Here is a 26,930-nt window from a genome sequence, read left to right on the forward strand (position 1 = left end):
GCCATGTCAAAAAATAAACCTCGTGATGTTCAAGTTTATCCCATAGCTACAGATACAAGAATACTGCGATCGCGCAGTTGGTCAAGGCTCAGATTTGAAATTGAATATGCCCTTGCCAAGGGTACAACTGCTAATTCTTATTTAATTGAAAGCGATAAAAATGCCATCATTGACCCTCCAGGGGAAACGTTTACAGAAATTTATTTAGAAGCCTTACAGCAGCGTTTCCATCTCGAAGACTTAGATTATGTAATTTTGGGACACGTCAACCCTAACCGCGCTGCAACTTTAAAAGCTTTGTTAGCAATTGCTCCACAAATCACTTTTGTTTGTTCTAATCCAGGGGCAAGAAATTTACGTGCGGCGCTGGAAAATCCAGATTTACAAATTCTCGTTATGCGTGGTGAAGAAACCCTAGATTTGGGTAACGGGCATAATTTACAATTTATTCCCACCCCTAACCCTCGCTATGCAGATCAACTTTGCACCTACGATCCGCAAACAGAAATTCTCTACACAGATAAGTTATTTGGAGCGCATGTTTGTGGAGATCAGGTATTTGATGAAGGCTGGGAAGTCTATAACGAAGATCGGCGCTATTATTTTGATTGCCTCATGGCTCCCCATGCCCGTCAAGTAGAAACAGCGCTGGATAAACTAGCCGATTTCCCCGTGAGAATGTATGCCAATGGACACGGGCCTTTAGTACGCTATGGCTTAATCGACCTGACCAAATCTTATCGAGAATGGAGTCAACAGCAAACTTCTGCTGACTTGACAGTAGCGTTAATTTATGCATCAGCTTATGGAAATACAGCAACCTTAGCCCAAGCGATCGCTCGTGGCATTACCAAAGCTGGTGTCGCTGTAGAATCGATTAACTGCGAATTTACTGAACCAGAAGAAATTCGGGCGGCTGTAGAAAAAGCCGGTGGTTTCATTATGGGTTCTCCAACTCTCGGCGGTCATGCACCCACACCGGTGCAAACAGCTTTAGGAATTGTGCTATCCACCGCGACTAATAATAAACTCGCTGGTGTTTTTGGTTCCTTTGGCTGGAGTGGGGAAGCAGTTGATTTAATTGAAGGTAAATTAAAAGATGCTGGTTATCGGTTTGGTTTTGACACCATCCGCGTGAAATTTAAACCTGACGATGCCACCTTACAATTGTGTGAAGAAGCCGGAACCGACTTTGCCCAAGCACTGAAGAAAGCTAGAAAAGTACGATCGCCAAGTCAACCTTCTACTACTGTAGAACAAGCAGTTGGTCGTATTGTTGGTTCTTTGTGCGTTCTGACTGCCAAAGAAGGCGATAGATCAAGTGCCATGTTAGCCTCTTGGGTAGCTCAAGCTAGCTTTAATCCGCCAGGTTTAACCATAGCCGTCGCTAAAGAACGGGCAGTAGAAACACTGACCCATACAGGAAACAAATTTGTCCTCAATATTCTTAAAGAAGGGAATCATTTGGGGTTGATGAAGCACTTTCTCAAACCCTTTGGCCCTGGACAAGATAGATTTGCCGATGTCGCCGCCCAAGAAGCTGAAAACGGTTCTCCTATACTTACAGATGCCTTGGCATATCTGGAATGTTCTGTACAAAACCGGATGGAATCTGGCGACCATTGGCTAGTTTATGCCACTGTCGAGAATGGCAAATTGTTAGATAATGATGGCATCACAGCCGTGCATCATCGCAAGTCGGCAACTTATTATTAATCAATCATCGCCAATTTCCGACCCCAGCCTATTTTTACTAGTACAATTGTTTCCCTTCTCGCTTACGGGAAGGGGTTATGGGTGGAGTGCTTTGATTTTTTTGTTTTAAGGCTGGAAATTACACAGCACTAGTGGTTTGATTTTTATTGCCATGATGTTACGTGAACTTGAAGATCAAGCACTGAGATTATCTGCCGAGGATCGTTGGCAGTTAATCAATACATTAATGCGATCGCTCCAACCAAAACTTCAGCCAACTTCAAAGCCGAAAGGTTTAGCTGCGAATTTAATCGGTATTGCCAGGACTAACACATTGCCACCTACAGATGAAGAAGTGAAAGCAATGCTAGATGAGCGGTTGGTGCAAAAGTATCTGTAATGCGAGTTTTATTTGATACGAACGTTCTGCTAGATGCTTTGCTAGCGCGTGAACCTTTTTTGGCGGATGCTGCTTTTTTGCTGGAGACGGTTGAATCGGGACAAGTTGAAGGGTTTATGTCGGCCACAACGGTTACGGATGTGCATTATTTAGTTGGACGACAGAGTAAGAGTGCTGAAGTTGCGATTGCAGCAGTGACTCAATTGTTGGCATTGATGGAAATTTGTGCGGTGGATCGTGGGGTTTTTATGGCTAACTGAACTGGAATAAAAAAGGCTCAAGCATTTCTGCCTGAGCCTTTTCTAGATTAAACTAAATAATTTTCGCCTAATCTTTAGTAGCGACCACCGCCACCACCACGGTTGTAGCCACCGCCACCACCGCCACGATTACCACCGAAAGAACCACCGCCACCTCTGTCTTCTCTGGGCTTAGCCTTATTCACTTTAAGGTCACGACCCATCCATTCAGCACCATCAAGGGATTCAATGGCTTTGGTTTCTTCGTCTTCTGAACTCATTTCCACGAAAGCAAAACCGCGTAAACGGCCTGTTTCACGGTCAGTAGGTAGCTGAACGCGCTTTACAGAACCATATTCTGCAAAAACAGTACTCAGCGCATCTTGTGTAACTTCATAGGAGAGGTTACCAACGTAAATTGACATCAAATGTCTCCAAAATCATAAGTTTGTAGAGATTTAGATTTCGGAGAGAAGTCTGTAATACCAAAAGGGAAAAGCCTGTCAATACTAAAATCAAACACTGTCGCCGAATTAATTCTCATTTCACTTCCCATTCTTACATAGCGACTAACTTTCTGGGGGAAAGTTTGAAAAACTGTTATAAAAAGTTATATTGCAAGTTGATAGCTAGGTGCTAGGTATTTCCAAAAGGGGTGAGGCTATAGCCAGCCGCACCCGATAAACTAACTCTCTATTCTATTTTCTAAATATTGACCAATCATCAACTGTTCACCAGCACGAGAGATAATAGTCTGTCTGGTGCGGTATTTACTGCCAATTAGCTTTAACTCTTCTTCAAACACTGAACCGTTGTATTCAGTTCGCAAACACATTGTTTTCGGGTTGGAGAAATAATACTGGGCGGTGACTGGTTTGGATATGGCAAAACCGCGATCGCGATACAAAGTACTTCCCATCACTCCAAATATTGTCGAACCTTGCGATTCTTTCTTGGCATTTAGCACATCCGTACTTTCCCAGACAACTGCTGCACCACAGATTAAACTCTTTGTATCAGGCAAATCGTGCATCTGAGCTAGGTTTTGCAATTCATCACAGCCCTGCTCTAAAAAATTGATCGTAACTATACTCTCAATCTCTTTAGTTTCTCCCTTCGGTAGGGTGTAGTAGCGCCGTTGCGATCGCCATTTACCTGTTGATTCCTGGAAAAATTCGGAAATCTGGGATTCATCAGTGGTTTGTGCAGTTTTAAACAGAGATGTCACGCCTTACCTTCCTCACCTAATACAAATATATTTCTGGTAAAAAAGTTCATTCTTACCTGTTGTTGCTGTGGTACTTGTCGCCCTATTTCTTGCCATATTACGCAAGGGGGTTAAGAAGAAATAGTGTTTTCCACTACATTATAGACACAATTAAGCAATAAATCTTTAATATTCTTAATAAAATAGTAAATACCTGTAATACCTGCTAGTTATAGTAGAATAAATAGAGTAGGTAAAAAAAAGGGTAATTATTGTAATACTGCCCAAATTATGATATTCAGCAAAAAAGCTTCATATCTTTGGAAAAAGCCAGGTTTCTCCTCTGGGTAGATTCCAGAAAAATGACAAATATTTATACTAAAGTTTATAATTTGTTAACTGCAAGAAGATTATCTACCTCTGCGTAAGAAGTAGAACGGTGAGAAGTTTTGGACTTTTGTGGGAAAACAGTAGTTTTTGAATCAAAAATTACTGTCATACAGCTTATTCTTCATTCTCGCCGTTTTTTGTTAATAATATCTCTCAAAATTACTTGGTAAAACACGGCTGTTTAACCCCAAAAGCTCCCCAATAGGAGAAAAACAGATGATTTTGGAAAAAAATAAGCCGCACAAACAGGTGAAAATGAAAGATCCCGTAGTCGCTAACCAACTAATAATTATCCAGTTAGATTCAGTTGTGAAAAGTGAGGTGGCGACCGCAGATTTCAAAAGTAGACTTCTTGCAAACAGTACTTGTGCAACAGGTGGCAAAGCTAAAGGCGAAAATTCCTTTTTTTCCTCCATTTCTGCAAGAAGTTTATTAATTTCCTGTTTTGTAGCTATAGGATTGCTGACGGCGAGTTGCGGTTCGTTGCCCAAAGAATCAGCAGATGCACAATCTCAGAGTCCTGGTAATAAGGAACGAAGTCGGGTAACACCTGTAGATGTGGCGATCGCTCGAACTGAGTTACTGCAAAAACAACTAGAATACACAGGTAATACAACACCCTTCCGCATCGTATCACTGCGATCGCAGGTAGAAGGTCGCTTGTTAGCCTTGAACCTTGATGTGGGCGATAGAGTTAAACTTGGGCAAAACGTTGGGCAGTTAGATGATGCCATACTTTCGACTGAATTAAAGCAAGCAGAAGCAGAATTAGCAGCCCTGAAATCAGAAGTAGCCAGGGCAAACAATCAGGTAAGCAATGCCCGTGCTGATGTTGAAAGGGCACGGTTAGAAGTAGTGCAAGCTCAGGCAGATTCAGAACGGCAACAGAGGTTGTTTAAAGCCGGAGCGATCGCTGAACAAACTGCCCAACAAGCACGCACCCAGGCCAAAACAGCAGCACAGGCACTGCGGGCAGCCCAAGAGCAAGTCCGTACAGAACAGCAAGCCGTCGCCGCCGCCGAAGGTAGAGTTTTGGCCCAGCAAGCATTGGTTGCCCAAACGAAAGAACGCAGGTCTTACGCTCGGCTGACATCTCCCATCACCGGCATAGTTACAGAAAAAGTGACAGAACCAGGCAATCTTCTGCAAGCAGGTAATGAAGTCGTAAAAATTGGCGATTTTAACCGTGTCAAAGTCGTTGTGCAAGTTTCTGAATTAGAACTGGCACAAATTCAGGTTGGACAGTCTGTACAAGTGCGCTTAGATGCCTTTCCCAAGGAAACATTAATTGGGAGAGTTACGCGGATTTCTCCAGCTGCCGATGCTACGGCTCGCTTAATACCTGTAGAGGTAGTGATTCCCAACGCTCAAGGCAAGATTGGCAGTGGGCTGCTGGCACGAGTCAACTTTGAAAACCAGACTCAACAGCGTGTAGTCGTACCGCAAACAGCTATTCAAAAACAAGCAAGGAGAAACAACTCCAAGACTACAGGTAAGTCTCCCCAGTCCAATGCAGCTAATACCGCCGGGGCAGAAAACCCTGCTGGGACGCTATTTGTGGTGAGAGAAACAGACGGCACGAAAGTGGCAGCGCGTGCTGTGACATTAGGAAAAAGAGCCGATGGCAAAGTGGAAATTTTATCTGGCTTGCGATCGGGAGAACGCTATGTTGTTCGCAGTGGTCAACCCTTAAAAGATGGAGACGCTGTACGTTTATCGATTATTTCTGAAACAGCAGAGGCAGCCCCTACGGGGAATTCAAAATTAAAAATTCAAAATTAAAAATGACGTTTTGAGTTTTTATTTTGTATTTGTAATTGGAGTCAGACCACAGTCATGCAGCAAGTAAAAAACGGTGGCGGATTTAGTATCAGTGCCATATCAATCCGCCAACACATCGGCACACTGATGCTAACGCTGGCAGTAATAGTAATGGGTGTCTTTTTTGTCGCCAAGTTACCAGTAGATTTACTACCATCAATTACCTATCCTCGGATTGGTGTGCGAATACAAGCGCCTGGAATATCCCCAGAGGTAGCAGTTGATGAAGTCACAAGACCACTAGAAGAAGCCTTTAGTGCTACCGAAGGCGTGATTCAAATTTTTTCCCAAACTCGTGAGGGACAGATAAATTTGGATCTGTATTTTCAGCCAGGTGGCAATATTGACCAAGCTTTAAACGATGCTACGGCTGCCTTTAACAGAGCTAGAAGCACATTACCTGAAACCATCGAAGAACCACGATTATTTAAAGTCGATCCTTCCCAGTTACCCGTTTACGAATTAGCATTAACTTCACCCTCCCTCGAAGGCGTGGATTTGCGCGTTTTTGCTGAAGAAGAATTAGCCCGCGAACTGAGTGTTGTTCCTGGAGTTGCAGGGGTAGACATATCGGGCGGAGTTCTAGAAGAAGTTAGGGTCAATATAGATTTAGATCGGTTGCAAGCTTTGGGTGTAGGTTTGACCGATATCCTAGATGAACTCAGAGATCGCAACCTAGATATCTCTGGCGGTCGGATTTTAGGGCAGAATGCTGAACCATTAACCCGTACCGTCGGGCGGTTCCAAAATGCCAATGAAATCAGCAATCTTTCTTTTGAAGTCTCTTCCCCAACTTCTTCCACTTCTTCTACTTCCTCCACTTTCTCATCTCTCCCCGCTTCCACTACTCCCAAGCGCCGCGTCTATTTGCGCGACTTTGCCGAAGTGATTGATGGCTCAGAACAGCAGAGGGTGTACGTCTTACTCAACGGACAACAAGCTGTAAAAGTCAGTATCCAAAAGCAGCCAGATGCTAATACCATCAACGTTGTCGAGGGTGTGAAAAAACGCTTGGAAGAACTTCGGAAGTCCGGTCTAATTCCTGAAGGGACGGTTCTGACACCAACCTTGGATGAGTCACGGTTTATTCGCAACTCCATCTCCAATGTTACCAGTTCTGGATTGATTGGTACTGCACTAGCAGCGATCGCAGTTCTGTTATTTCTTGGTTCTCTGCGGCAAACTTTCATCATCGTCCTCGCCATACCCCTAGCAAGTCTAGCTGCCATCATCTTAATGGGGCTATTTGGTTTATCTCTCAACGTTTTTAGTTTGGGTGGTCTAGCGCTGGGTGTAGGTATTGTGGTCGATAACTCCATCGTGATGTTGGAGAATATTGCCGAGGGTGCTGGGATGACTCCCGGTAAGGATAATAAAAGCCGCTTGAATTCCCAGCAACTAATTTCTCAAGCAGAAAAAAGTAGCCAAGAAGTAGAATCAGCTTTGGTTGCTTCCACTAGTACGAACTTGGTGGCGGTTTTGCCATTTTTGCTCATTGGTGGTTTTATTGCACTACTATTCAATGAGTTAATTCTTACCATCACTTTTTCCGTAGCGGCTTCAATTTTAATTGCCGTAACCGTTGTACCGATGTTCGCCTCTCGGATGTTGGCATGGAAGTTTTCTAGCGGGTTGAGCAATTTTTGGCTGTTGCGGGAGTTTAATAACCGTTTCGATGCTTCTACGAGGGTATATAGCAGTTTTTTAACTGGAATATTACGCTGGCGGTTGGTTACAGTAGCGATCGTTATTATCCTTTTCGGCGGCGGTAGTTTGTGGATGGCTCCCCAAATTCCCCAAGAAATTCTCCCCCGCATCAACACCGGACAAGCTAACTTAAATGCTCAGTTTCCTCCCGGTACACCTTTAGAAACCAACCAAAAAGTAATGGTTGCGGTAGATGAGATTATCCGCAAGCAGCCAGAAACGGAATATGTTTTTTCTACAATTGGTGGCTCTCTCTTTGGCAACACTACTAATGCTAATGCCCTACGAGCTTCCAGTAATATTACCCTGAAAACGGGTACTAATGTGCAAGCTTATGTAGAACGAGTTACCCAAGAGTTAAACAAGCTAAATTTAGCAGGAATTCGCCTGCGCCTTACCCCCGGTCAAGTGCGGGGTTTGATTCTCAGCAATTCTCCTGTCCGTAATGCTGATGTTGACGTGATAATTCAGGGAAATAACGTAGATAATTTAGAAGAAGCTGGTCGTCAAGTACTAGCAGCTTTAGAAGAACAAGCTACCTTAGCGAGATTTCGTCCCGATGCAGACGATCGCCAACCAGAAATTCAGATTCTTCCTGACTGGGAAAGGGTTTCAGCTTTAGGGCTAACTGCTACACAAATAGGGCAGACAATTCAAACTGCGATCGAAGGCAGCATACCAACTCAGTTACAACGCGGCAACCGTTTAGTTGATGTCCGAGTAAAGTTGAATGAAGCATCAGTGCAATTACCTTCTCAATTAGAAAGGTTGCCTTTATTTGTGGATAACAATCGCCAAGTCCGCTTGAGCGATGTTGCCAAAATTGCCGAAGCTCAAGCGCCTGGAGAAGTTCAACGAATTAATCAGCGTCAGGTTTTATTAATTGCTGGCAACTTAACTGAGGGAGCTAGCCTTAGTAGTGCCCTAGAACAGGTGAGTACGGTACTAAATAGTATAGATTTACCTGAAGGAATTACCATCTTACCCAGTGCAGCCTCTGAATCTAATCAGCAGCTACAAAGTTCATTGCAACTTTTAGGTGGATTAGCTGCCTTTCTAGTCTTTGTAGTGATGGCGGTGCAATACAATTCCCTTATTGACCCGCTAGTAATTATGTTTACAATTCCCTTGGCATTAGCTGGGGGAATTTTCGGGCTTTACATTACCAAAACTGCAATTGGGGCGACAGTGATTGTCGGTGCAGTTTTGCTGGTGGGTATTGTGGTCAATAACGCCATCATTATGGTGGAATTGGCCAATCAAATTCTAGAACGGGAAAAAGTTGACCGGAAAACTGCCATTTTGAAAGCTGCACCTCAACGCCTAAGACCGATATTAATGACAACTATTACCACTGTTTTAGGTATGTTTCCCCTAGCATTAGGAATTGGGGAAGGTTCAGAATTTCTCCAACCATTAGGTGTAGTAGTGTTTTCGGGTTTATCTTTGGCAACAGTGCTGACACTGTTTATCATTCCCTGCTTTTATACTCTGTTACACGATTTGATGGGTGGAAATTGGGCGAAGCCAGTGTTAAGCAGGTTGCATGGGTTTACCAAAAAACTTATAAGCTAATGAGCATATAAGTTACATAAAACTAAATATTTCGGTAGTGGCATACAGATGTATGCCACTACTATTTATTGTGTTGCAGAGATTTTTGTATTTAAATTTCACACATTGTCTAATTTGTCAATCAATAAGTTCTAATTTAGATTTTTGATAAAGATTGCGTGAAATTACTAGTTATTGTGATAAAGCATTACAAGAATTGCTTTATAAATCAACATACGAGTATATGTAAACTCACTGAGCAGGCACACATTAACCGCTATTTATCTAGCAAATAGATAGCAGTTCAAAAGTGAGGTTTTGCTGTTTGATTTAACTCACGCAATATAGCATTCTCTCAATCAATATGAAGAGGACAGAAATATGACTACAACCGTAACCAAAATAGCCTTGTCTCTTCTAGGAGCAGCAGGAATTAGTTTTTTGTCTTTGACACCAGCGAGAGCCGTTATCTTGGTAGAACCTATTGTGACGGAAGTGAATAAAGATATATTCAACACGAAAAAGCCAAGAATCCTTACAGATTTTCAACCAGGACAAGTAATAGAATATGGTGTGCCAGATGTAGCTAATAACTTTCTAAATAACACCGGATACGATATCGAAAGCTTAGTCTTTGATTTAAAAACGCTGTCCTATACTAATCCCGATTCGACTCCAGCATTTGATAATGAGCCTGTAGAGTGGGGAGATGTAAATGGAGATGGAAAGATTGGTTTGTCTAATAACCCCGATCTAAAGGATATTTTTACAGACATTACCATCAGTGGCAGCACTATCACTTTTAGGGGTGGCGTAATCCGAAACGGAAGCCTGTTTTACAATCCCTTCGCTACCCTACCAAATCTAGCACCCGGTGCTGGAATCATTCCACCAATACCAGCAGAGCAAACAGATAAAGATGGGCCTATTAGAGTCGCATCTTATTACACCGCCGTTCCTGAATCAACTAATGTTTTGGGTGTATTAGCCCTTGGTGCTTTAGGTGTAGCTTTAAAATTAAAGCGATCGCAACACTATTAACGCTTTTTTTCTATCATCCTCAGTGACTGGGGACTGGGTATGAGGGAACAAGAGGAATAATCAATTCCCCATTCCCAATTCCCTTTAACCTGTAATTAACTCACGATAGACTGCCAATGTTTCCTGATGAACGCGGGCAACACTTAACCACTGTAGGTTTTGATTTGCCCGATTTTTCCATTCATGCAACATATCGGTATTACTCAGTAATTGCACTAAAACCCCAGCCAAAGCATTACTATCTTTTGCTGGCACTAAAAGACCTGCTTGCCCATTATCCAAAGCTTCAGGAATCCCATCTACTTCAGTACCAACGATCGCAGTTCCAGCTTCCCTAGCTTCCGAAAGTACTAGAGGGCAAGGATCGCGATGAGAAGCCAACACAAATATGTCACAAGATATCAGGTAGCGTTGAGGTTGCGGCTGGAAGCCTTCAAAATGAATCCGTTCTTTTACAGAAGTTGCTTGTGCTTGTGCCTCAAATAGGTGTTTATCAGGGCCATTTCCTACCAAATAAAGGTGTGCTTGGGGAAAATCTGGGGCAATTTGTTCAAAGGCAGCGATTAACTCAGCGATACCTTTGCGTTGATACATTCCCGCTACAGTAGCGATCGCTGGACGTTGTAACCCTAATGGTTGATAATCTTGTATTTGCCGGGTGCGGGGGCTGCCCAAAGTTCCATTGCATACTACGCGCAACTTGTTTTCTGGGATACCGCGTTTTGCCATAGAATCCCGCACCGCCTTGCTGACAGCAATTACTCTGTCAGCTAAACCCATCAGCAGACTGGAACGCTGAAATTCGTTGTGGACTGTGGAGACTAAAGTATATTTATTTCCTTGAAAAATACGTGCTAGAATTACACCCGTCATCATGTGAGCATGAACGATATCCGGCTGAAATTCTGCTGAGATCGCCCGGTAACGCACAGCCGCTTTGAGAATACTGATCGGTTTTCTAGTTTGGTCTAGTTGGTAGTGTTTGACACCATTAATATTTAGTAATTTCTCATATTCACCACCAGCAGAAATAACTGCTACCTCATAACCAGATTTGGCCTGTAAACAAGCTAGATCCACTGCCACATTCACAATACCGTTACCTATTTCTTGAACGTGATTCAAAATATGTATAATTCGCATAAACTGTGAGATATGTATAAAATCAAGACAAGTAACTGGGAGTAAATCAACATAATTATTGATGCCTTCAGCGACGACTCAAGAGTAATTAGTAGTGCATAAAATTGACCACTTGCTACTGACTAAGAGCGCTTCTAAGAGTTACTTAGCTTAAAGACTTATTCAGGAATGGCTTGATAAATCTGGGTAAAACTTCAAAATTCTGAAGACTGAACCTGCTATTTCAGTCCCTATAGTTTTATTTTCGATTCCGCCGATAGCGACGACAGCTATACATACTATGTTTTGAAGGGACTCAGCACAAATAGTAAGCTATCCCACATTAAACTTGAACTTCCATCATTAGGGTGCTAATGTTGCCCACCCGACAAGAGTTATGTTTAGTTTGGTTTAGATGTTTTCTAGCTTGGTAACTTAGTAAAAATATATACTTGCATCGCTTTACAAAAGCAGCAACTTGCGTGACGATAAGAAATTAATAGTAAAAATAATTCCCTATTACTGTTATTAATTGTGTGAAAAATCGTAATGACAAGGCTTTAGTTAGTCTGAGCTGACCTCAAAACCTTAAACCTTAGCTTGAAGTAAAAAAATGGCAACGCTACGTACTCCAGACTTCCAAGTAAATTCCTTAATTCCCACACATTACACACGCAACCTGGTCTTTATCGACATGGCTGTGGAAGACTATCAGAGTTTAGTCAAAGGTGTTATTCCCAACACTGATGTGTTCGTAATCGAGCCAACACAGAACGGTGTTGAGCAAATTACGGAGGTTTTGGCAACTCGTGCTAACCAGAATCTTTACAACATTCATATTGTTTGCCACGGTGTCCCCGGTAGCTTGCAACTGGGTAACACTCACTTGGGACTCGATACCCTCAAATACCATAGCCAGCAACTGCAACAATGGCAGAAGATATTTTCCGCCTCGTCCAAAACAGATAAACCATTTGTGACATCCGCTACAACATCTGTAGCCAACTTACTCATTTATGGTTGCAACGTAGCTGAGGGTGATATGGGGACAGAATTTATTGCCCAACTGCACCAACTTACAGGAGCGAATATTGCCGCTTCCCGTCAGCTGATAGGCAGTACAGCATTAGGCGGAAACTGGGAACTGGAAGTACGCACTGCCCAAATGAAAGTGACTCTAGCGTTTGCAGAAACGACGCGTCAAGCTTATGCAGGAGTACTAGCAACATTTACGGTGAATAATACCGGGGACACAGATGATGGTGATGCTAACAACGGTATTACCACCCTGCGGGAGGCAATTAACCTAGCCAATGCTACTGCTGGGGATGATGCGATCGCTTTTGGGAAAATTTTTACTGATGCTACCCCAGATGTAATAACCCTCACCTCTGGAAAACTGACCATTACCGATGATGTTACTATCCTGGGAACTGGCGCATCCAAACTTACTGTGAGTGGGAATAATACCTCCAGAGTCTTCGAGATATCGGGAACAGCGACAGGTGTTAGTATTGATGGTTTGGCGATCGCTAGCGGCGGTATTCAAGTCAATTCAAATTCCATCCTCAGCCTGACAAGAAGCAGTGTTTCTGGCAATACACAGGAAAGCGGCATCTCTAATAACGGCATCCTCAGTCTGACGGAAAGCAGTGTTTCTGGTAATACCAAAGGTGGAATCTATAACGGTGGCATCCTCAGCCTGATAGGAAGTCGTGTCTTTGGCAATACGGGTGATTTAGGCGGTGGCATTTATAATAACGGTTCCAATGCAAACGTCGGTACTCTCAACCTCATAGCAAGTACTGTCTCTGGCAATACGGCAAACTATGGTGGCGGTATCTACAATCAAGGCGGTACTCTCAACCTAACGGCAAGTACTGTCTCTGGCAATAAGGCAAACTATAACGGCGGTGGTGTCGTTAACGCAGATGATGGTACTTATTTTGGTGGTTCAGCTACTCTAACTAACAGCACCATCTCAGGCAATGCAGCCAATGACGAAGGCGGTGGTATATTTAATGGCGGCAGCTACACAAATAGCGGCAATCTCACTCTGATTAACACCACAGTTACTAACAACACAGCTGACTCAGATAGCAATGGTGTTGGTAATGGTGGGGGTGTTGCCAGCTATGGTAGCCCCATAAAAGTTAGTAACACCATCATTGCAGGCAACTTTGACAAGTCCCCTGCCGATGATATACAACCTGACGTATCCGGTAGCGTTACTGACTTTGGCAATAATTTGATTGGCGATGCTACTGGTAGTATTGGCTTTACCACCAGCACTCTCGTTGGCACAACCGCCACCCCCATTGACCCAAAGCTCGGTTCGCTGCAAAATAACGGTGGTGCAACTTTTACTCACGCCTTACTTGCAGATAGCCCTGCTCTTAATGCTGGCAATAATTCTCTAGTTCCTCCTGATGTAACTACCGATCAAAGAAGCGCAGGATTCGACAGGCTATCCGATGTTGCCGTTGATATTGGTGCTTATGAAGTCCAGCCTAGTATAATTATTACGCCACCTGATAATCCCAATCCCCTCGTCCCCACCATCAGCATCATCGCCACTGATAACATTGCCGATGAAAACAGTGGGAATAGTGGTACTTACCGCATTAGCCGCAGCAACAGCAGTGGGGCATTAACAGTCAACTTCTCTGCTAATGGCAATGCGAGTATTGCAGACTACAACCTAAGCGTCAGTGGCAAACCTGTCAACGGCAACAGTATCGTGATTGCTAATGGGCAAAGCTATGTAGATATCACTTTGACACCTGTCAACGATATTCAGGCAGAAGCGGCAGAAAATCTGACTCTCAGCTTGGCAGCAGATTCGGCTTACCAAATCGATAATGTGAATTATACTGCCACAGTAGCGATCGCAGCCAATGATTTAGTCGTCACTAATACCAACGATTCTGGAGATGGATCGTTGCGGCAAGCTATCCTCAATGCTAATGCTACTGCTGGGGCAGATATTATTACCTTTGCAGGAGTTTTTGGTGATGCCACTCCAGATATCATCACCCTCACTACCGGCAAACTAACAATTACCGATGATATTACCCTTTTGGGTACTGGGGCAACAAAGCTTACCGTAAGTGGAAATAATGCCTCTGGCGTGTTTGAGATATCAGGAACCGGGACAGATGCCAACATTGATGGCTTGAAGATTGCTAATGCTAATGATACCTTTGGCGGTATTTTGCTTAATAACAATACTAGCCTTAACTTGACAGGAAGCACTGTCTCTGATAATGGAGGGGTGGTAGGCGGCATCTTTAACAAAGGCACTCTCAGCCTCACTAACAGCACTGTCTCTAATAACAGTGGGTCATCCTTCGGTGGAGGCATCTTTAACAAAGGCAACCTCAGCCTCACTAACAGCATTGTCTCTGCTAATAATGCATCTATTAGTTACTCCTCTGCCTTCGGTGGTGGCATATTCAACATAGGTACTCTCCGCATAACGGGAAGCACTATCTCTGGTAATCAAGCTTATGCCAGTGGTCTTAATCGCGGTGGGCCTGACCCTTACCCGTCCTACGGCGGCGGTATCTATAACTCTGGCACGGTTAACCTGACCAGTAGCACTGTTTCTGGCAGTGGAGCGGAAAGCGGTGGCGGCATCTACAACTCTGGTATCTTTAACCTGAGCAATAGCACTATCTCTAGTAATCGCGCGTACATCAACGGCGGCGGCATTTATAACTCAGGCACTTTCACCCTCAGCAACAGCACCGTTACCAATAACAGCGCAGAAGACTTTTATGTTCGTAATGCTGATGGTGGAGGCATTTTTAATCACTCAGATGGCACGCTTGTCGTTGGCAACACCATCATTGCAGGCAACTTCAACAACAATCTATATGACTATTCTGAAACCTCTATTCTCAAGCCCGACGTTTCTGGTAACTTCACCGACATCGGCAACAACCTGATTGGCGACAACACAGGTAGTAAAGGCTTTACTACTAGCACCATCGTCGGCACTAGCACCAACCCCATTAACCCCAAACTTAGCCCATTGCAAAATAACGGTGGTACAACCCTTACTCATGCCTTATTGGAAGATAGTCCCGCCATTAACGCTGGTAAAAATGCTCTGATTCCAGCAGGTATTATAACTGACCAGCGCGGCATCGGATTTGACAGAATATCTGAGGGTAAAGTTGATATTGGTGCATTAGAGTTCAACGGTTTGATTGGAACTAGTGGCGCTGATAATCTAGTGGGCAACAACTACGCTGACATAATTTATGCTAAAGCTGGGAACGACATTATTGCAGGTAATCAAGGCAATGATATCCTCACTGGTGGCGGTGGCAAGGATAAATTTGTTTACAACTTAGGTGACGGTGTTGATACCATTACCGATTTCGGTGGCTTAGGTAAAGGCTCAAATCTTTCAGCAGCAATCATTGGCCAATTGGATACTCTGAAATTTCAAGGGGCTGGATTGACTGCTCGAAATATGCTACTTACCCAGAATGGTAATAATCTGGAAGTTACTTTTGAAGGGGTGGCTGATGACAAAATTATTCTGCAAAACTTTGCCTTAGAAAACCTAGACAACCTATCAACTTTGGGCAATATCCTGTTTGATGGGCAAACCAAAATTCGTGACAGTTTTGATGTATCTAATGCCAACTCTACTCAAAGCACCATCTTCAACAAAAATACAGTCACCTTTTTTAATGACCTAAACAACAATGTCAATGGGTTTGACAACTCAACTGATGTTATTAATGGTCAAGGGGGAAATGACCGCATTGATGGCAAGAGTGGCAACGACCTACTACGAGGTGGTGAAGGTAACGACACCCTGCTTGGTAGTCTAGGTAATGATAGCCTTTTCGGTGGTGCTGGGGATGATAGCCTTTTCGGTGGTGCTGGGAATGATAGCCTTCTCGGTGGTGTTGGCAATGATATTCTTATTGGTGGTTCAGGTAGCGATACCTTGACTGGCGGGAGCGGTTATGACCAGTTCATCTACCAAACCTTGAGCGATTCCGATGATATAATTACTGACTTTGATCCGAGCCAGGATAAGTTAGTCTTCACTGACCTGTTTAAGAGTCGGGGCTACAGTAGTAGCAACCCCATCTTAGATGGCAATCTACAATTTGTGCAATCGGGTACTTCTACACAAGTTCAAGTCCTTGGTTATTATTCTTTTTACACCTTCGCAACTTTAGATAATTTCACCGCGACAAATCTAGTAGTTGGTGGTAATGTTTTTGTCTAGCACTCAGATTTAGCATAGTATGGCGGGAATACACTTTTACTGGACACCATAACTAGGGACTTCAAGTTAAAAACATATACTATGGTAGGGGCACAAGGCTTTGTACCCCTACAAATTTACAAGTAATTTTGAATAATTTATTTTTTTGAGTCCCTTACGACTCAATCAATACGAGTTTACGAACTTCAGAATTGTTTCCCTGAGAGCGACGTGATGAGGCAGCAGTGAGCAAAAACTTCCAAGACTTAGGAGAAAGTATAGATGGATCTATCATTGAAAAAAAGCTCTTGAGATTTTTTTGCTTCAGTGATACTAAAATCCAATGGAGTTTCAGGTAATTTTTTATATCTTGAAAGCCGGGAATTTTTGAGCGATGTTGCTCATGTACCAAGGCATAAATTTTTTCTTTCATCAAAATATTTGTCGCCAACCGCCGAGACAAAGAAAACTTTTGATTATAAGCACCGGGCCAAATAGTTCGGTACGCAAGACACTGGTTAAAGAAAATAGCATCACCAAATTGGGCAATCCTAATCCACGAATCGATATCATCACAGTTAGCATCAAGTGTGGAGTCCCAACCACCAGTTTGCAGGAAAGCATCACGTCGGCAAGCAACTTGTACAGGTGTGCCAAAGGGTACAAGCTCTAAGAGCATACCGTAATGAATATCGGCTTGGGGGATATAAAAAGCTAAACCAGGGCCAACTTGCGGGGTGCGACTGAGTTCAACTTCATTCCCATCTACCTGAGCCGCGACACAAGAACAGATTACAGCATCGGGATTAAGTGCGATCGCCTTAGCCATCTCTTCTATGCAGTTGGAAGCTAAATAGTCGTCATCATCTAAAAACTTAATCCAGTCGCCGCTAGCTTTGGCAACTCCAGCATTTACCGTTGCTGCATGACCAAGGTTCACTTCATTTCGATGGTAAACAACCTTGTCCCCTAAGCTTTTGAGATATGTTTGGGTATCATCAGAAGAACAGTCATCGGCAACAACCACCTCACACTCAATGGTTTGGTTCCGAGCCGACTCAATTGCTCTTTGCAGCAAGTTCAAGCGATTATAAGTACTGATGACGATGCTAAATTTCATAGATTTACACCTGTGGTACAGCATTTTGCAATATAGCTTCGATCTACCGAGTCTTATCTCAGTAAAATTATCAATCTCCAATAAGTAGAAGTAGACTGAAATAGGATTATCGATTTATGATTGATGATCGTGGGTTTTTTTTAAGCAGACAGACAGAAAGACTATGAGCGCTCAAGAGATTATCCGCTCCATTGAAGCGGAACAGCTAAAATCAAATTTGCCCGACATTTTTGTGGGCGACACCGTAAAAGTAGGAGTGAAAATTAAAGAAGGCGAAAAATACCGGGTACAACCCTACGAAGGAGTAGTGATTGCCAAACGCAATGGTGGCATCAATGAAACTATTACAGTCCGTAAGGTTTTTCAAGGTGTAGGCGTTGAGCGCGTATTTCTGTTGCATTCTCCCCGGATTGACAGCATCAAGGTATTACGTCGCGGTAAAGTCCGCCGTGCTAAACTGTATTATCTCCGCGATCGCGTAGGTAAGGCAACCCGGATTAAGCAACGGTTTGACCGCCCTCTGTGATTCGTGTTTCTTTCATTATGGGAGAAATCTCAAGCGGCATCTGCCGCTAACTTGTTTTCTCAACGAAATTGAAGTATGATAGAAATCGCGTGTTGCGTTAAGCTAAAATTTAGTTCAGCGCAATAAGTGAATACAAAACAGCTTGTGCGCTCTTAGTTCAGTTGGTAGAACGCAGGTCTCCAAAACCTGATGTCGGGGGTTCAAGTCCTCCAGGGCGCGCTCAAGAGCAAAAAATAAAGCCCGAAATAATTACGCAGCCGCTATATTAGCAGTTAGTGATAATAATTTCGGGTAAACTTATTGTGTTTGCAGTTGTTTTGCTTTCAATTAAGTAAAATAGAGTCGAAACTGCAAAACTGGAAGAACAAATTTTAGATTTTAAATTTTAGATTTTGGTGAAGCAGCCCGGTCTTCTCTACGAAACGCTTCGCTAAGGGGTTTTCACCCATGAGTGACTGCTGAACCCGAAGGGATTGACAAAAAATCAAAATAAAAGCACAACCCAGAATCTGAAGTTAAGTACCTTTGCCTTAAAGCATAGGGTAAATCTAAAATCCAAAATCCAAAATCCAAAATTGAGTAAGAAACCGGGGGATAAAGGGTCGTGGCCAAAAAAAGTGAAGCAGAATTGCCAGAAAACACAAATGGGTTTAGCTTAGGCAACTTCATACAGGGAACCAAAGAAGAACTTGACAAAGTAGTTTGGCCCAGTCGGAAGCAGATAGTGAGCGAATCCGCTGCTGTGTTGTTAATGGTGGCACTCTCCGCATCTTTGATATACTTGGTCGATGGATTGTTTGGTTGGGCAGCAAAACAGGTGTTCTGATGACTTTTGCAACAGACGAACCTCGCAACTCCACGTTGCAGTCGGAGGAAACAGGAGAAACAGCAGAAGCAGCGTCAAAAGAAGCACGCTGGTATGCTGTACAAGTAGCTTCAGGCTGTGAAAAGCGTGTAAAGACTAACTTGGAGCAACGCATTCAAACTTTTGATGTAGCTGACAAAATTATCCAGGTAGAAATTCCGCAAACGCCAGCGGTGAAAATCCGCAAAGATGGCAGTCGCCAGCATACAGAAGAAAAAGTTTTTCCTGGCTATGTGCTGGTGCGGATGATGATGGATGATGATACCTGGCAGGTGGTACGAAACACCTCTCATGTAATTAACTTTGTTGGTTCAGAACAAAAACGTGGTAGCAGCAAGGGTCGCGGTCATGTCCACCCCATACCACTGAGTTCTTCGGAAGTTGAACGCATATTCAAACAAACCAGCGAACAAGAAGCTGTTGTCAAAATTGACATGGCTACTGGTGATAAGATAATGGTGCTTTCTGGTCCATTTAAAGACTTTGAAGGCGAGGTAATTGAAGTATCTCCAGAACGGAGTAAACTTAAAGCCTTGCTCTCAATTTTCGGCAGGGATACACCAGTAGAATTGGAATTTAATCAGGTAGAGAAACAGAGTTAAATACAAATGGCGAAGAAAGTAGTGGCGGTCATTAAACTGGCCCTGAATGCTGGAAAAGCCAACCCAGCACCACCAGTTGGGCCCGCCTTGGGTCAACATGGTGTTAACATCATGATGTTCTGCAAGGAGTACAACGCCAAAACAGCAGACCAAGCTGGAATGGTGATACCTGTAGAAATTTCGGTTTTTGAAGACCGGAGTTTTACATTTGTACTCAAAACGCCACCAGCATCAGTGCTGATTCGGAAGGCGGCGAAAGTTGAAAAAGGCTCGAATGAACCCAACAAAAAGAAGGTTGGGTCAATTACTACAGCCCAATTGCAAGAAATAGCCCAAACAAAACTCCCCGACCTCAATGCCAACGACATCGACGCGGCAATGAAGATTGTGGCAGGAACGGCTAAGAATATGGGTATAACAGTCAAAGATTAGTCATTGGTCATTGGTCATTGGTCATTAGTAAAAAAATAGGAAATGACAAAGGACAAAAGACAGATGACAAAGGACTCATAAAAAAATTATCGGGGGAGAGGCGAGGCTTCGGAATTACCCCAGGAGAAAAAAATGGCAAAAATATCGCGTCGTTTGCAGACGCTGCAAGCAAAAGTAGAAGATAAGGATTATCATCCTTTAGAAGCTTTAGCCCTTCTCAAAGACACAGCAACAGCTAAATTTGTTGAAGCAGCCGAAGCGCATATCCGGTTGGGAATTGACCCCAAATATACAGACCAACAGTTGCGGACAACGGTAGCACTGCCTAAAGGTACAGGACAAATTGTTCGGGTGGCAGTGATAGCCAGAGGCGAAAAGGTAAACGAAGCCAGCAACGCTGGGGCTGATATAGTCGGGTCAGAAGAACTAATTGACGAAATCCAGAAAGGTAGAATGGATTTTGACAAGCTGATTGCCACACCAGATGTGATGCCACAGGTGGCAAAGTTAGGTAAGTTGCTAGGCCCCCGTGGTTTGATGCCATCGCCCAAAGGTGGAACCGTAACATTTGATATAGCAAGTGCGATCGCAGAATTCAAAGCTGGTAAATTAGAATTCCGAGCTGACAGAACTGGTATTGTTCATGTTATGTTTGGTAAGACAACCTTCTCGCCTGAAGATTTGTTAGTAAACCTGAAGGCATTGCAGGAGACGATTGACCGTAACCGTCCTTCAGGAGCTAAAGGTCGTTATTGGCGCACATTTTATGTGTCAGCCACAATGGGGCCATCGATTAAAATTGATGTCACCGCCCTACGAGATTTAAAACTGAGCGAAGTAGGTTAATTTTTAGTCATTAGTCATTTGTAAAGGCAAAAGACAAAGGACAAATGACTAATCACAAAATCGAATAGGCAAAGCCGGAGACAGCAGGTGCTAATAGCTTAAATACCCTGCCGAGGTTAAAACTCTAATTGTCAAAATTACCACCCCTAAAGGCGTGATAACTATGGCATCACGAGTCTTAATACTCAACCCCGGCTAAATTAGCCGGGGTTTGTTGTTTCGGTTCAGGTTTAAAAGAAACGTACAAGTAGGGCACTTCCCAGATTATTTTAAGGAGGTGAGATTGGAATGGGTAGAACACTAGAAAATAAAAAAGAAATAGTAGCTGACCTCAAAGAAACTTTGAGTGAGTCAACTCTGGCACTGGTAATTGACTATCAGGGGCTAACAGTTTCGGAAATCACAGACTTACGGCGGCGGCTACGTCCTAGTGGCACTGTTTGTAAGGTGACGAAGAATACCCTGATGGGCATTGCCATTGAAGGTGATGAGAAATGGCAGCCTTTATCGGAATTGCTCAATGGTTCTTCCGCCTTTTTGCTAGTAAAAGATGATTTTTCATCGGCAATTAAGGCATACCAAGAATTCCAAAAAGTTACCAAGAAAACAGAACTTCGTGGTGGTGTCCTGGAAGGTCGCCTACTCAAAGAACCTGATGTCAAGGTACTGGGAGACTTGCCATCTAAGGAACAACTCATCGCGCAAATTGCTGGGGCTATCAACGCCTTGGCTACCAAGATTGCTGTGGGTATCAACGAAGTTCCTGGTTCACTGGCTCGTGCTTTGAAGGCTGTGGCCGACCAAGAACAAAGTGGTGGTAGCACCGAAACTGCTGCTGTACAAGATAGCAGCGCTGAAACCGCTACTGAAGATAATAGCAGTACTGAACCTGCTGCTGAATAGAGTTTGTGGTTCATCAGTCGAGAGTCAAAAGTCTATAGTTAAAGACTAATGACCCCTGACAAATAAATAATCAAAATTACAGGAGTTATATCAATGTCTGCTGCAACCGATCAAATTTTAGAACAACTAAAAACCCTTTCTTTGCTGGAAGCTTCTGAGCTAGTCAAGCAAATTGAAGAAGCTTTTGGCGTAAGTGCTGCTGCACCTGTTGGCGGTATGATGATGATGGCTGGCCCTGGTGGTGCGGCTCCGGCTGAAGAGGCTGTTGAGCAAACCGAGTTTGAAGTGATTCTCGATTCAGTCCCAGCTGATAAGAAGATTGCTGTGCTGAAGATTGTCCGGGAATTGACCGGTTTGGGTCTGAAAGAAGCAAAAGACTTGGTAGAAGCTGCTCCCAAGGCAGTTAAGGAAGGCATTGCTAAGGATGCTGCTGAAGATGCTAAGAAGCGCATCGAAGAAGCTGGCGGTAAGGTGACTATCAAGTAGTCACAATTCTATTAGCAATTTTTACATTAAGGGAGTCTGAGTCAGGCTCCTTTTTTATCGAGACAGAATTCAGGAGTCAGAATTGTAAACGAAAAATTGTTAAAAATCTGCCAAGTGGACAAAAAAATGTTAACTTAGCAAGCGATTGATGCGATCGCGCTTCACATTCAAGGATGGTAATAAATTTATATTTTAAGAAGGGTTTAAGGATGTAAAACAATCATAATTTACACCCAAACTCCTAAGTCCTAAATTTTATACTTCTTCTGAATTTTCACTCTTACGTCCTGGGGATGCTTCGTAAAGTGCATCTAGATGTAGACGCGCATCTTCAACGTTAATCGAACGCATTACCAAAAGCGGCTCTTTAATTAAGTTACCTGCGCTATCTAATAACTCTGGATGGGGTACAAACTGTTTTTTTGATGAATAATAACCGTATTTACCTTGATTATTCATTGGTGAGGAATTCGTTGGGTAAGTTCGCTCACGATCAAAACTGAACATGATCAGGTTACGAATTAAGTTGCCAACAGCCATAAATGCAAGGATTGTAAAAGCAAGAATGTAAAGCAGGTGTAACATTAGATTTTCCTCCAGAACAGCAATTTTTAAAACTTTATTTTGTTTGTAACGCTTTGTTTCGCCGACACTGTGACTCACAGTACAGTTAAGATGACTATTTGACGCACTGTTTGTGCTATTACATTTATATGAAGCTATTTGTCAACCGTTATTTTACTTACGGTAGCATAGGATACATTATCTTGTTAATCCAAATAATGTTAAGAAATTGTTAAGCTTTTTGTACTATCTCTTTGATGACTGGTTTAGCATCTTGTCGTTAGACATTAGCTAAATAGTCCGCAGAAATTTAACAGATGCTCCCATCTATTTAGACTTCACGCTCTTGACGAAAGCGCATCGCAACATTCCAGCATTCTGTTACTAATTGATGCCAAGGCATTAACGTTGCCATATCAATTCCGACTTGTTTATCGGTAGCAGCAAATAGCATTTTGGCCGTACTTAGTTCTTCTTGCGCTTGTTTAACACGTAAGAGCAAATCAGATTGTTCTTGGTCACTCATAAATGATAGCTGCTCAGTTTCGAGTAAATAGCGCGATCGCGTAAACCAATGCTGAAAATCTTCTAGCAGAGGTTCTAAAACCGTTTTCAGCAACTCAGTCCCTGGTAAATTTGAGTCTGACATAAATAAGAAGGATTTTTCCAACTTTCTTACTAATATTAACGTTATTTACGTTTCTTAATATTCTTTTTATTTATTATAATCTCATAATTTTGGGAAATCTAAAAAAATGTAACAAATAGCACAGATTTTATTATATAGTCTTGCTACTGGGTCTGTACAGTTCCTTTAGACAGGCTGTATATATATCGAATCGGAGGGGTAGCTGACACCGAGTTGCAATTCATAAGATAATTTAGCGATGTCTACGATGGTCACTGAGCGCAGCCGAAGTGCGGGCTACGCCTACGCCTGGAATCCTGAATTTAATACTCAGCTACCCGATCAAAAATTTATCTTTATCCCCGGCGAAAAATTAATTCGGTAGTTGGAAGATAAAGCTGAACTGGCAAAAACCAAAGTCGTTATAGTTGAGTAAGCCTACAGATTCAGATAAATCACCTTTTGTAATCACCTCGCCAACGGTTCAGCAGCCAATGTCGCCAAATTCATCAAATCAATCACAACAGTCAGAACAAGTTGAAAAAATCTATTTACCACGTACCAGCGAATCGGAGAACTTAAAAAAGATTCGCCACACTGCTTCCCATGTAATGGCAATGGCGGTACAAAAGCTGTTTCCCAAGGCGCAAGTTACAATCGGCCCTTGGATAGAAAACGGTTTTTACTATGACTTCGACAGTCCAGAACCATTTAGCGAAAATGATCTAAAAGCCATCAAGAAAGAGATGGCGAAGATTATCAATCGCAAATTGCCAGTAATTCGAGAAGAAGTCAGCCGCGAAGAAGCCGCACGCCGGATTCAGGAAATTAAAGAACCTTACAAGCTAGAAATTCTGGCAGATATCAAAAACGAACCAATCACAATTTACCACCTGGGGAATGAATGGTGGGATTTGTGCGCGGGGCCTCATCTGGAAAATATCAGTGAATTAAACCCGAAAGCAATTGAATTAGAAAGTGTTGCGGGCGCTTATTGGCGTGGGGATGAAACTAAAGCCCAATTACAACGCATCTACGCCACCGCTTGGGAAAGTCCAGAACAACTCGCTGAATATAAGCGGCGCAAAGAAGAAGCACTACGGCGAGATCATCGGAAACTTGGGAAAGAACTGGGATTATTTATATTCTCTGATTTAGTAGGGCCGGGTTTACCTTTGTGGACACCAAAGGGTACTTTGTTACGGAGTACCTTAGAAGACTTCCTCAAGCAAGAACAATTAAAACGGGGTTACTTATCTGTAGTAACACCTCACATTGCCAGAGTAGATTTATTTAAAACCTCTGGACATTGGCAGAAATATAAAGAAGATATGTTCCCCTTAATGGCAGATGATCAAGAAGCTGCTGCACAGGAACAAGGCTTTGTCATGAAGCCGATGAACTGCCCCTTCCATATCCAAATATATAAGAGTGAGTTACGCTCTTATCGGGAACTACCGATGCGCCTGGCGGAATTTGGTACTGTTTACCGCTACGAACAATCAGGCGAATTGGGCGGTTTAACGCGGGTGCGCGGTTTTACTGTGGATGATTCTCACCTGTTCGTTACTCCAGAACAGCTAGATAGCGAATTCCTCAGTGTGGTGGATTTGATTTTGTCGGTGTTCAATAAGCTGCAACTGAAGAACTTTAAAGCTAGACTCAGTTTCCGCGATCCTGCTAGTGATAAATACATCGGTTCTGATGAAGTTTGGGACAAAGCCGAAGCTGCGATTCGCCGTGCAGTTGAAACTTTGGGGATGGAACACTTTGAAGGGATTGGAGAAGCGGCTTTTTATGGGCCCAAACTTGACTTTATCTTTAGTGATGCCCTAGATCGGGAGTGGCAATTAGGAACTGTGCAGGTAGATTACAATTTGCCTGAACGCTTTGAGTTGGAATACGTCGCTGAAGATGGGGTTCGCAAACGTCCAGTGATGATTCACCGTGCGCCTTTTGGTTCACTTGAAAGGTTGATTGGGATCTTAATTGAAGAATATGCAGGTGATTTCCCTTTGTGGTTAGCGCCAGTGCAAGCTAGATTACTACCTGTGGGTGATACACAGCTAGACTTTGCGAAAGATGTGGTAGCGAAGATGAGAGCCTTGGGCATCCGTGCAGAAGTTGATACCAGTGGCGATCGCTTGGGTAAGCAAATTCGCAATGCAGAGAAAGAAAAAATACCTGTGATGGCTGTGGTTGGAGCGAAGGAAGTGGAAACCAACACCTTGAGTATCCGTACCCGCGCCTCTGGAGAATTGGGAGTTATCGCTGTTGATGAGGTGGTGGATAAGATGAAGGATGCGATCGCTAAGTTCGAGAATTTCTAAATAAAATTTAACCGCAGACGCACACTAATTATAATTGGTGTGCGTTTTTTTTCGTGGATTGGAGCATGAGCTAGCTGATAGGTTTTGGTAAGGGTGCGATCGCGTTCTACTTGTAGGCTGAAACCCTAATTTTCTCGTTGACGGAGATAAAAATGGATTCATCCAGTTCAAATACTCATTTTAATTTTAACTTTTCATGGGATTTGAAAGGTCAAAAAGTATCACAGACAACAAAAGTTTTCTCAATCACCGCACCCAAGAAAACTTTCTGATTTATTCAAGACTGGTAGCATAGATTAAAGACTTGTGGAATCTGCTCTTCCTAAACAGACTAGACTTGCATAAATTAATGTCAATAATTTTTGACTAACATTATGAACCGCTTTACCTCTATTTTGCTGGCTGGCTTGATAGCATCTGCATCAGCTTTGGCTATTTCTCCAAAAGCTGAGGCTAATACAGCAGCGTCTTATCTTGTTGAGTTAGATAGCTACGGCTATCAACGCAACGATGATGGTAACTACGAACGTCATAGTCGTCACTACAGAAATGGTGATTATGACCGCCAGAACGACCTTCGCAACATTCGTGACAACGATCGCCGTTATGAGCGCAATAATGATCGCCGTTATGACCGCGATAATAATCGCCGTTATGACCGCGACAATAATCGCCGTTATGAGCGCAATAATAATCGCCGTTTTGAGCGCGATAATGATCGCCGTTTTGAGCGCAATAATGATCGCCGTTATGACCGCAATAACGATCACCGCTTTGACCGCGACAATAACCTTCGTAACATTCGTGATAATAACTTTCGCTATGAGCGCGATCGCAACTGGGGTCGTTATTAATCCGTTTGCTTATCTATTAAGCTTACTTCCAAGTGAACTGAGTATTGATTCTACTTGGCGGTAGGACAGACACGATCTCTTTTTCCACTCATTGCCATATCTGACTTTTCACTCTTACCTAGAAAACCTCGCTTCTATTCCCTAGTAAGAAAGCTTGCTCAGGGTTTAGGTTTAGCGTTAGCTTTTCTATATGACGTGAAAAGTCAGATTTTTATTTAGGACTTACGCAAAACTACATGCGGTAGGGGCAATTCATGAATTGCCCCTACCTTGAAAACGACTACCTAGGGCTTGCTGGTTAAGACTGAAACCCTTGTATAAATAGTGATTGAAGTCTATAAATCGAACAAAAGTGCAAGGCA

At 43.0% G+C, this 26,930-nt stretch carries 23 protein-coding genes, 1 tRNA gene and 1 other annotated feature; of the genes, 18 read left to right on the top strand and 6 right to left on the bottom strand.

What is annotated here, in order from left to right:
• Nucleotides 1-3: 3 nt before the first annotated feature.
• The 3 genes from GNF10_RS13215 to GNF10_RS13225 all read left to right on the top strand — a co-directional run bounded on the left by GNF10_RS13215 (nt 4) and on the right by GNF10_RS13225 (nt 2,355).
• Nucleotides 4-1,716 carry a diflavin flavoprotein gene (locus GNF10_RS13215; protein WP_185581928.1) on the top strand — a complete coding sequence of 571 codons (1,713 nt, stop codon included), beginning with the start codon at nt 4-6 and terminating at the stop codon, nt 1,714-1,716.
• Between the two features lie 151 nt (nt 1,717-1,867).
• Nucleotides 1,868-2,095 carry a hypothetical protein gene (locus tag GNF10_RS13220; protein WP_185581929.1) on the top strand — a complete coding sequence of 76 codons (228 nt, stop codon included), beginning with the start codon at nt 1,868-1,870 and terminating at the stop codon, nt 2,093-2,095.
• On the top strand, nt 2,095-2,355 hold the full coding sequence (locus GNF10_RS13225; protein WP_185581930.1) for a PIN domain-containing protein: 261 nt from the start codon (nt 2,095-2,097) through the stop codon (nt 2,353-2,355). The genes GNF10_RS13220 and GNF10_RS13225 overlap by 1 nt, the downstream gene beginning before the upstream one ends.
• A gap of 74 nt (nt 2,356-2,429) precedes the next feature.
• Here GNF10_RS13225 and GNF10_RS13230 read toward each other — a convergent pair whose 3' ends face one another.
• On the bottom strand, nt 2,430-2,759 hold the full coding sequence (locus GNF10_RS13230) for an RNA-binding protein (protein WP_012412081.1): 330 nt from the start codon (nt 2,757-2,759) through the stop codon (nt 2,430-2,432).
• Between the two features lie 260 nt (nt 2,760-3,019).
• Nucleotides 3,020-3,562 carry a phycobiliprotein lyase gene (locus GNF10_RS13235; protein WP_185581931.1) on the bottom strand — a complete coding sequence of 181 codons (543 nt, stop codon included), beginning with the start codon at nt 3,560-3,562 and terminating at the stop codon, nt 3,020-3,022.
• Between the two features lie 585 nt (nt 3,563-4,147).
• Here GNF10_RS13235 and GNF10_RS13240 point away from each other — a divergent pair.
• From GNF10_RS13240 to GNF10_RS13250, 3 genes are all read left to right on the top strand, one after another.
• Nucleotides 4,148-5,713, top strand: a complete 1,566-nt coding sequence (locus GNF10_RS13240; protein WP_260445817.1) for an efflux RND transporter periplasmic adaptor subunit — start codon at nt 4,148-4,150, stop codon at nt 5,711-5,713.
• A 54-nt stretch (nt 5,714-5,767) separates the two neighbouring features.
• The gene (locus GNF10_RS13245; RefSeq protein WP_185581678.1) at nt 5,768-9,034 is read left to right on the top strand and encodes an efflux RND transporter permease subunit; all 3,267 of its coding nucleotides are present in this window, start codon (nt 5,768-5,770) and stop codon (nt 9,032-9,034) included.
• Nucleotides 9,035-9,394: 360 nt separating this feature from the next.
• Nucleotides 9,395-10,054: a hypothetical protein gene (locus GNF10_RS13250; RefSeq protein ID WP_185584907.1), complete on the top strand. Its 660-nt coding sequence runs from the start codon at nt 9,395-9,397 to the stop codon at nt 10,052-10,054.
• An 84-nt stretch (nt 10,055-10,138) separates the two neighbouring features.
• On the opposite strand, the gene GNF10_RS13255 is transcribed toward GNF10_RS13250, so the two are convergent.
• Nucleotides 10,139-11,197, bottom strand: a complete 1,059-nt coding sequence (locus tag GNF10_RS13255; RefSeq protein WP_185584908.1) for a glycosyltransferase family 4 protein — start codon at nt 11,195-11,197, stop codon at nt 10,139-10,141.
• A gap of 592 nt (nt 11,198-11,789) precedes the next feature.
• Between GNF10_RS13255 and GNF10_RS13260 the strand changes: the two genes are divergently transcribed.
• A complete protein-coding gene (locus tag GNF10_RS13260) occupies nt 11,790-16,433 on the top strand; it encodes a DUF4347 domain-containing protein (protein ID WP_260445818.1) in 4,644 nt (1,547 codons plus the stop codon).
• A gap of 154 nt (nt 16,434-16,587) precedes the next feature.
• Here the strand turns inward: GNF10_RS13260 and GNF10_RS13265 are convergent, their stop codons facing one another.
• Nucleotides 16,588-17,532, bottom strand: a complete 945-nt coding sequence (locus tag GNF10_RS13265) for a glycosyltransferase family 2 protein (protein ID WP_185584909.1) — start codon at nt 17,530-17,532, stop codon at nt 16,588-16,590.
• A 163-nt stretch (nt 17,533-17,695) separates the two neighbouring features.
• On the opposite strand from GNF10_RS13265, the gene rplS reads away from it, so the two are divergent.
• The 8 genes from rplS (at nt 17,696) to rplL (ending at nt 22,192) form a co-directional block, all read left to right on the top strand.
• Nucleotides 17,696-18,058 (top strand): 50S ribosomal protein L19, encoded by a 363-nt coding sequence (gene rplS / locus GNF10_RS13270; protein ID WP_114081431.1) that lies wholly within the window; start codon nt 17,696-17,698, stop codon nt 18,056-18,058.
• A gap of 146 nt (nt 18,059-18,204) precedes the next feature.
• Nucleotides 18,205-18,277 (top strand) — tRNA-Trp (locus GNF10_RS13275).
• 385 nt (nt 18,278-18,662) lie between these two features.
• Nucleotides 18,663-18,884 (top strand): preprotein translocase subunit SecE, encoded by a 222-nt coding sequence (secE, locus tag GNF10_RS13280; protein WP_012412090.1) that lies wholly within the window; start codon nt 18,663-18,665, stop codon nt 18,882-18,884.
• A complete protein-coding gene (gene nusG / locus GNF10_RS13285) occupies nt 18,884-19,525 on the top strand; it encodes a transcription termination/antitermination protein NusG (protein WP_012412091.1) in 642 nt (213 codons plus the stop codon). The genes secE and nusG overlap by 1 nt, the downstream gene beginning before the upstream one ends.
• A 6-nt stretch (nt 19,526-19,531) precedes the next feature.
• Complete coding sequence (gene rplK, locus GNF10_RS13290) at nt 19,532-19,957, top strand: 50S ribosomal protein L11 (protein WP_185584910.1); 426 nt, start codon at nt 19,532-19,534, stop codon at nt 19,955-19,957.
• Nucleotides 19,958-20,089: 132 nt separating this feature from the next.
• Nucleotides 20,090-20,803 carry a 50S ribosomal protein L1 gene (gene rplA / locus GNF10_RS13295; protein ID WP_012412093.1) on the top strand — a complete coding sequence of 238 codons (714 nt, stop codon included), beginning with the start codon at nt 20,090-20,092 and terminating at the stop codon, nt 20,801-20,803.
• 56 nt (nt 20,804-20,859) lie between these two features.
• Nucleotides 20,860-21,028 (top strand) — a sequence feature (ribosomal protein L10 leader region).
• Nucleotides 21,029-21,091: 63 nt separating this feature from the next.
• A complete protein-coding gene (gene rplJ, locus GNF10_RS13300) occupies nt 21,092-21,706 on the top strand; it encodes a 50S ribosomal protein L10 (protein WP_114081430.1) in 615 nt (204 codons plus the stop codon).
• A gap of 93 nt (nt 21,707-21,799) precedes the next feature.
• Entirely contained in the window at nt 21,800-22,192 is a 393-nt protein-coding gene (gene rplL / locus GNF10_RS13305; protein WP_012412095.1) for a 50S ribosomal protein L7/L12, read from the top strand.
• Between the two features lie 255 nt (nt 22,193-22,447).
• Here rplL and GNF10_RS13310 read toward each other — a convergent pair whose 3' ends face one another.
• Both GNF10_RS13310 and GNF10_RS13315 read right to left on the bottom strand, forming a co-directional pair.
• The gene (locus GNF10_RS13310) at nt 22,448-22,777 is read right to left on the bottom strand and encodes a DUF2973 domain-containing protein (RefSeq protein ID WP_185584911.1); all 330 of its coding nucleotides are present in this window, start codon (nt 22,775-22,777) and stop codon (nt 22,448-22,450) included.
• Between the two features lie 310 nt (nt 22,778-23,087).
• Nucleotides 23,088-23,405, bottom strand: coding sequence for a DUF2605 domain-containing protein (locus GNF10_RS13315; protein WP_185584912.1), 318 nt, complete (start codon nt 23,403-23,405; stop codon nt 23,088-23,090).
• A gap of 238 nt (nt 23,406-23,643) precedes the next feature.
• On the opposite strand from GNF10_RS13315, the gene GNF10_RS38540 reads away from it, so the two are divergent.
• The 3 genes from GNF10_RS38540 to GNF10_RS13325 all read left to right on the top strand — a co-directional run bounded on the left by GNF10_RS38540 (nt 23,644) and on the right by GNF10_RS13325 (nt 26,568).
• Nucleotides 23,644-23,769 carry a hypothetical protein gene (locus GNF10_RS38540; protein ID WP_260445819.1) on the top strand — a complete coding sequence of 42 codons (126 nt, stop codon included), beginning with the start codon at nt 23,644-23,646 and terminating at the stop codon, nt 23,767-23,769.
• Between the two features lie 109 nt (nt 23,770-23,878).
• On the top strand, nt 23,879-25,714 hold the full coding sequence (thrS, locus tag GNF10_RS13320; protein ID WP_185584914.1) for a threonine--tRNA ligase: 1,836 nt from the start codon (nt 23,879-23,881) through the stop codon (nt 25,712-25,714).
• A gap of 374 nt (nt 25,715-26,088) precedes the next feature.
• Nucleotides 26,089-26,568 carry a hypothetical protein gene (locus tag GNF10_RS13325; protein ID WP_221643327.1) on the top strand — a complete coding sequence of 160 codons (480 nt, stop codon included), beginning with the start codon at nt 26,089-26,091 and terminating at the stop codon, nt 26,566-26,568.
• The last annotated feature ends 362 nt before the right edge of the window (nt 26,569-26,930 follow it).

Source organism: Nostoc sp. UCD121 (genome assembly GCF_014222285.1).
Lineage (GTDB): Bacteria > Cyanobacteriota > Cyanobacteriia > Cyanobacteriales > Nostocaceae > Nostoc.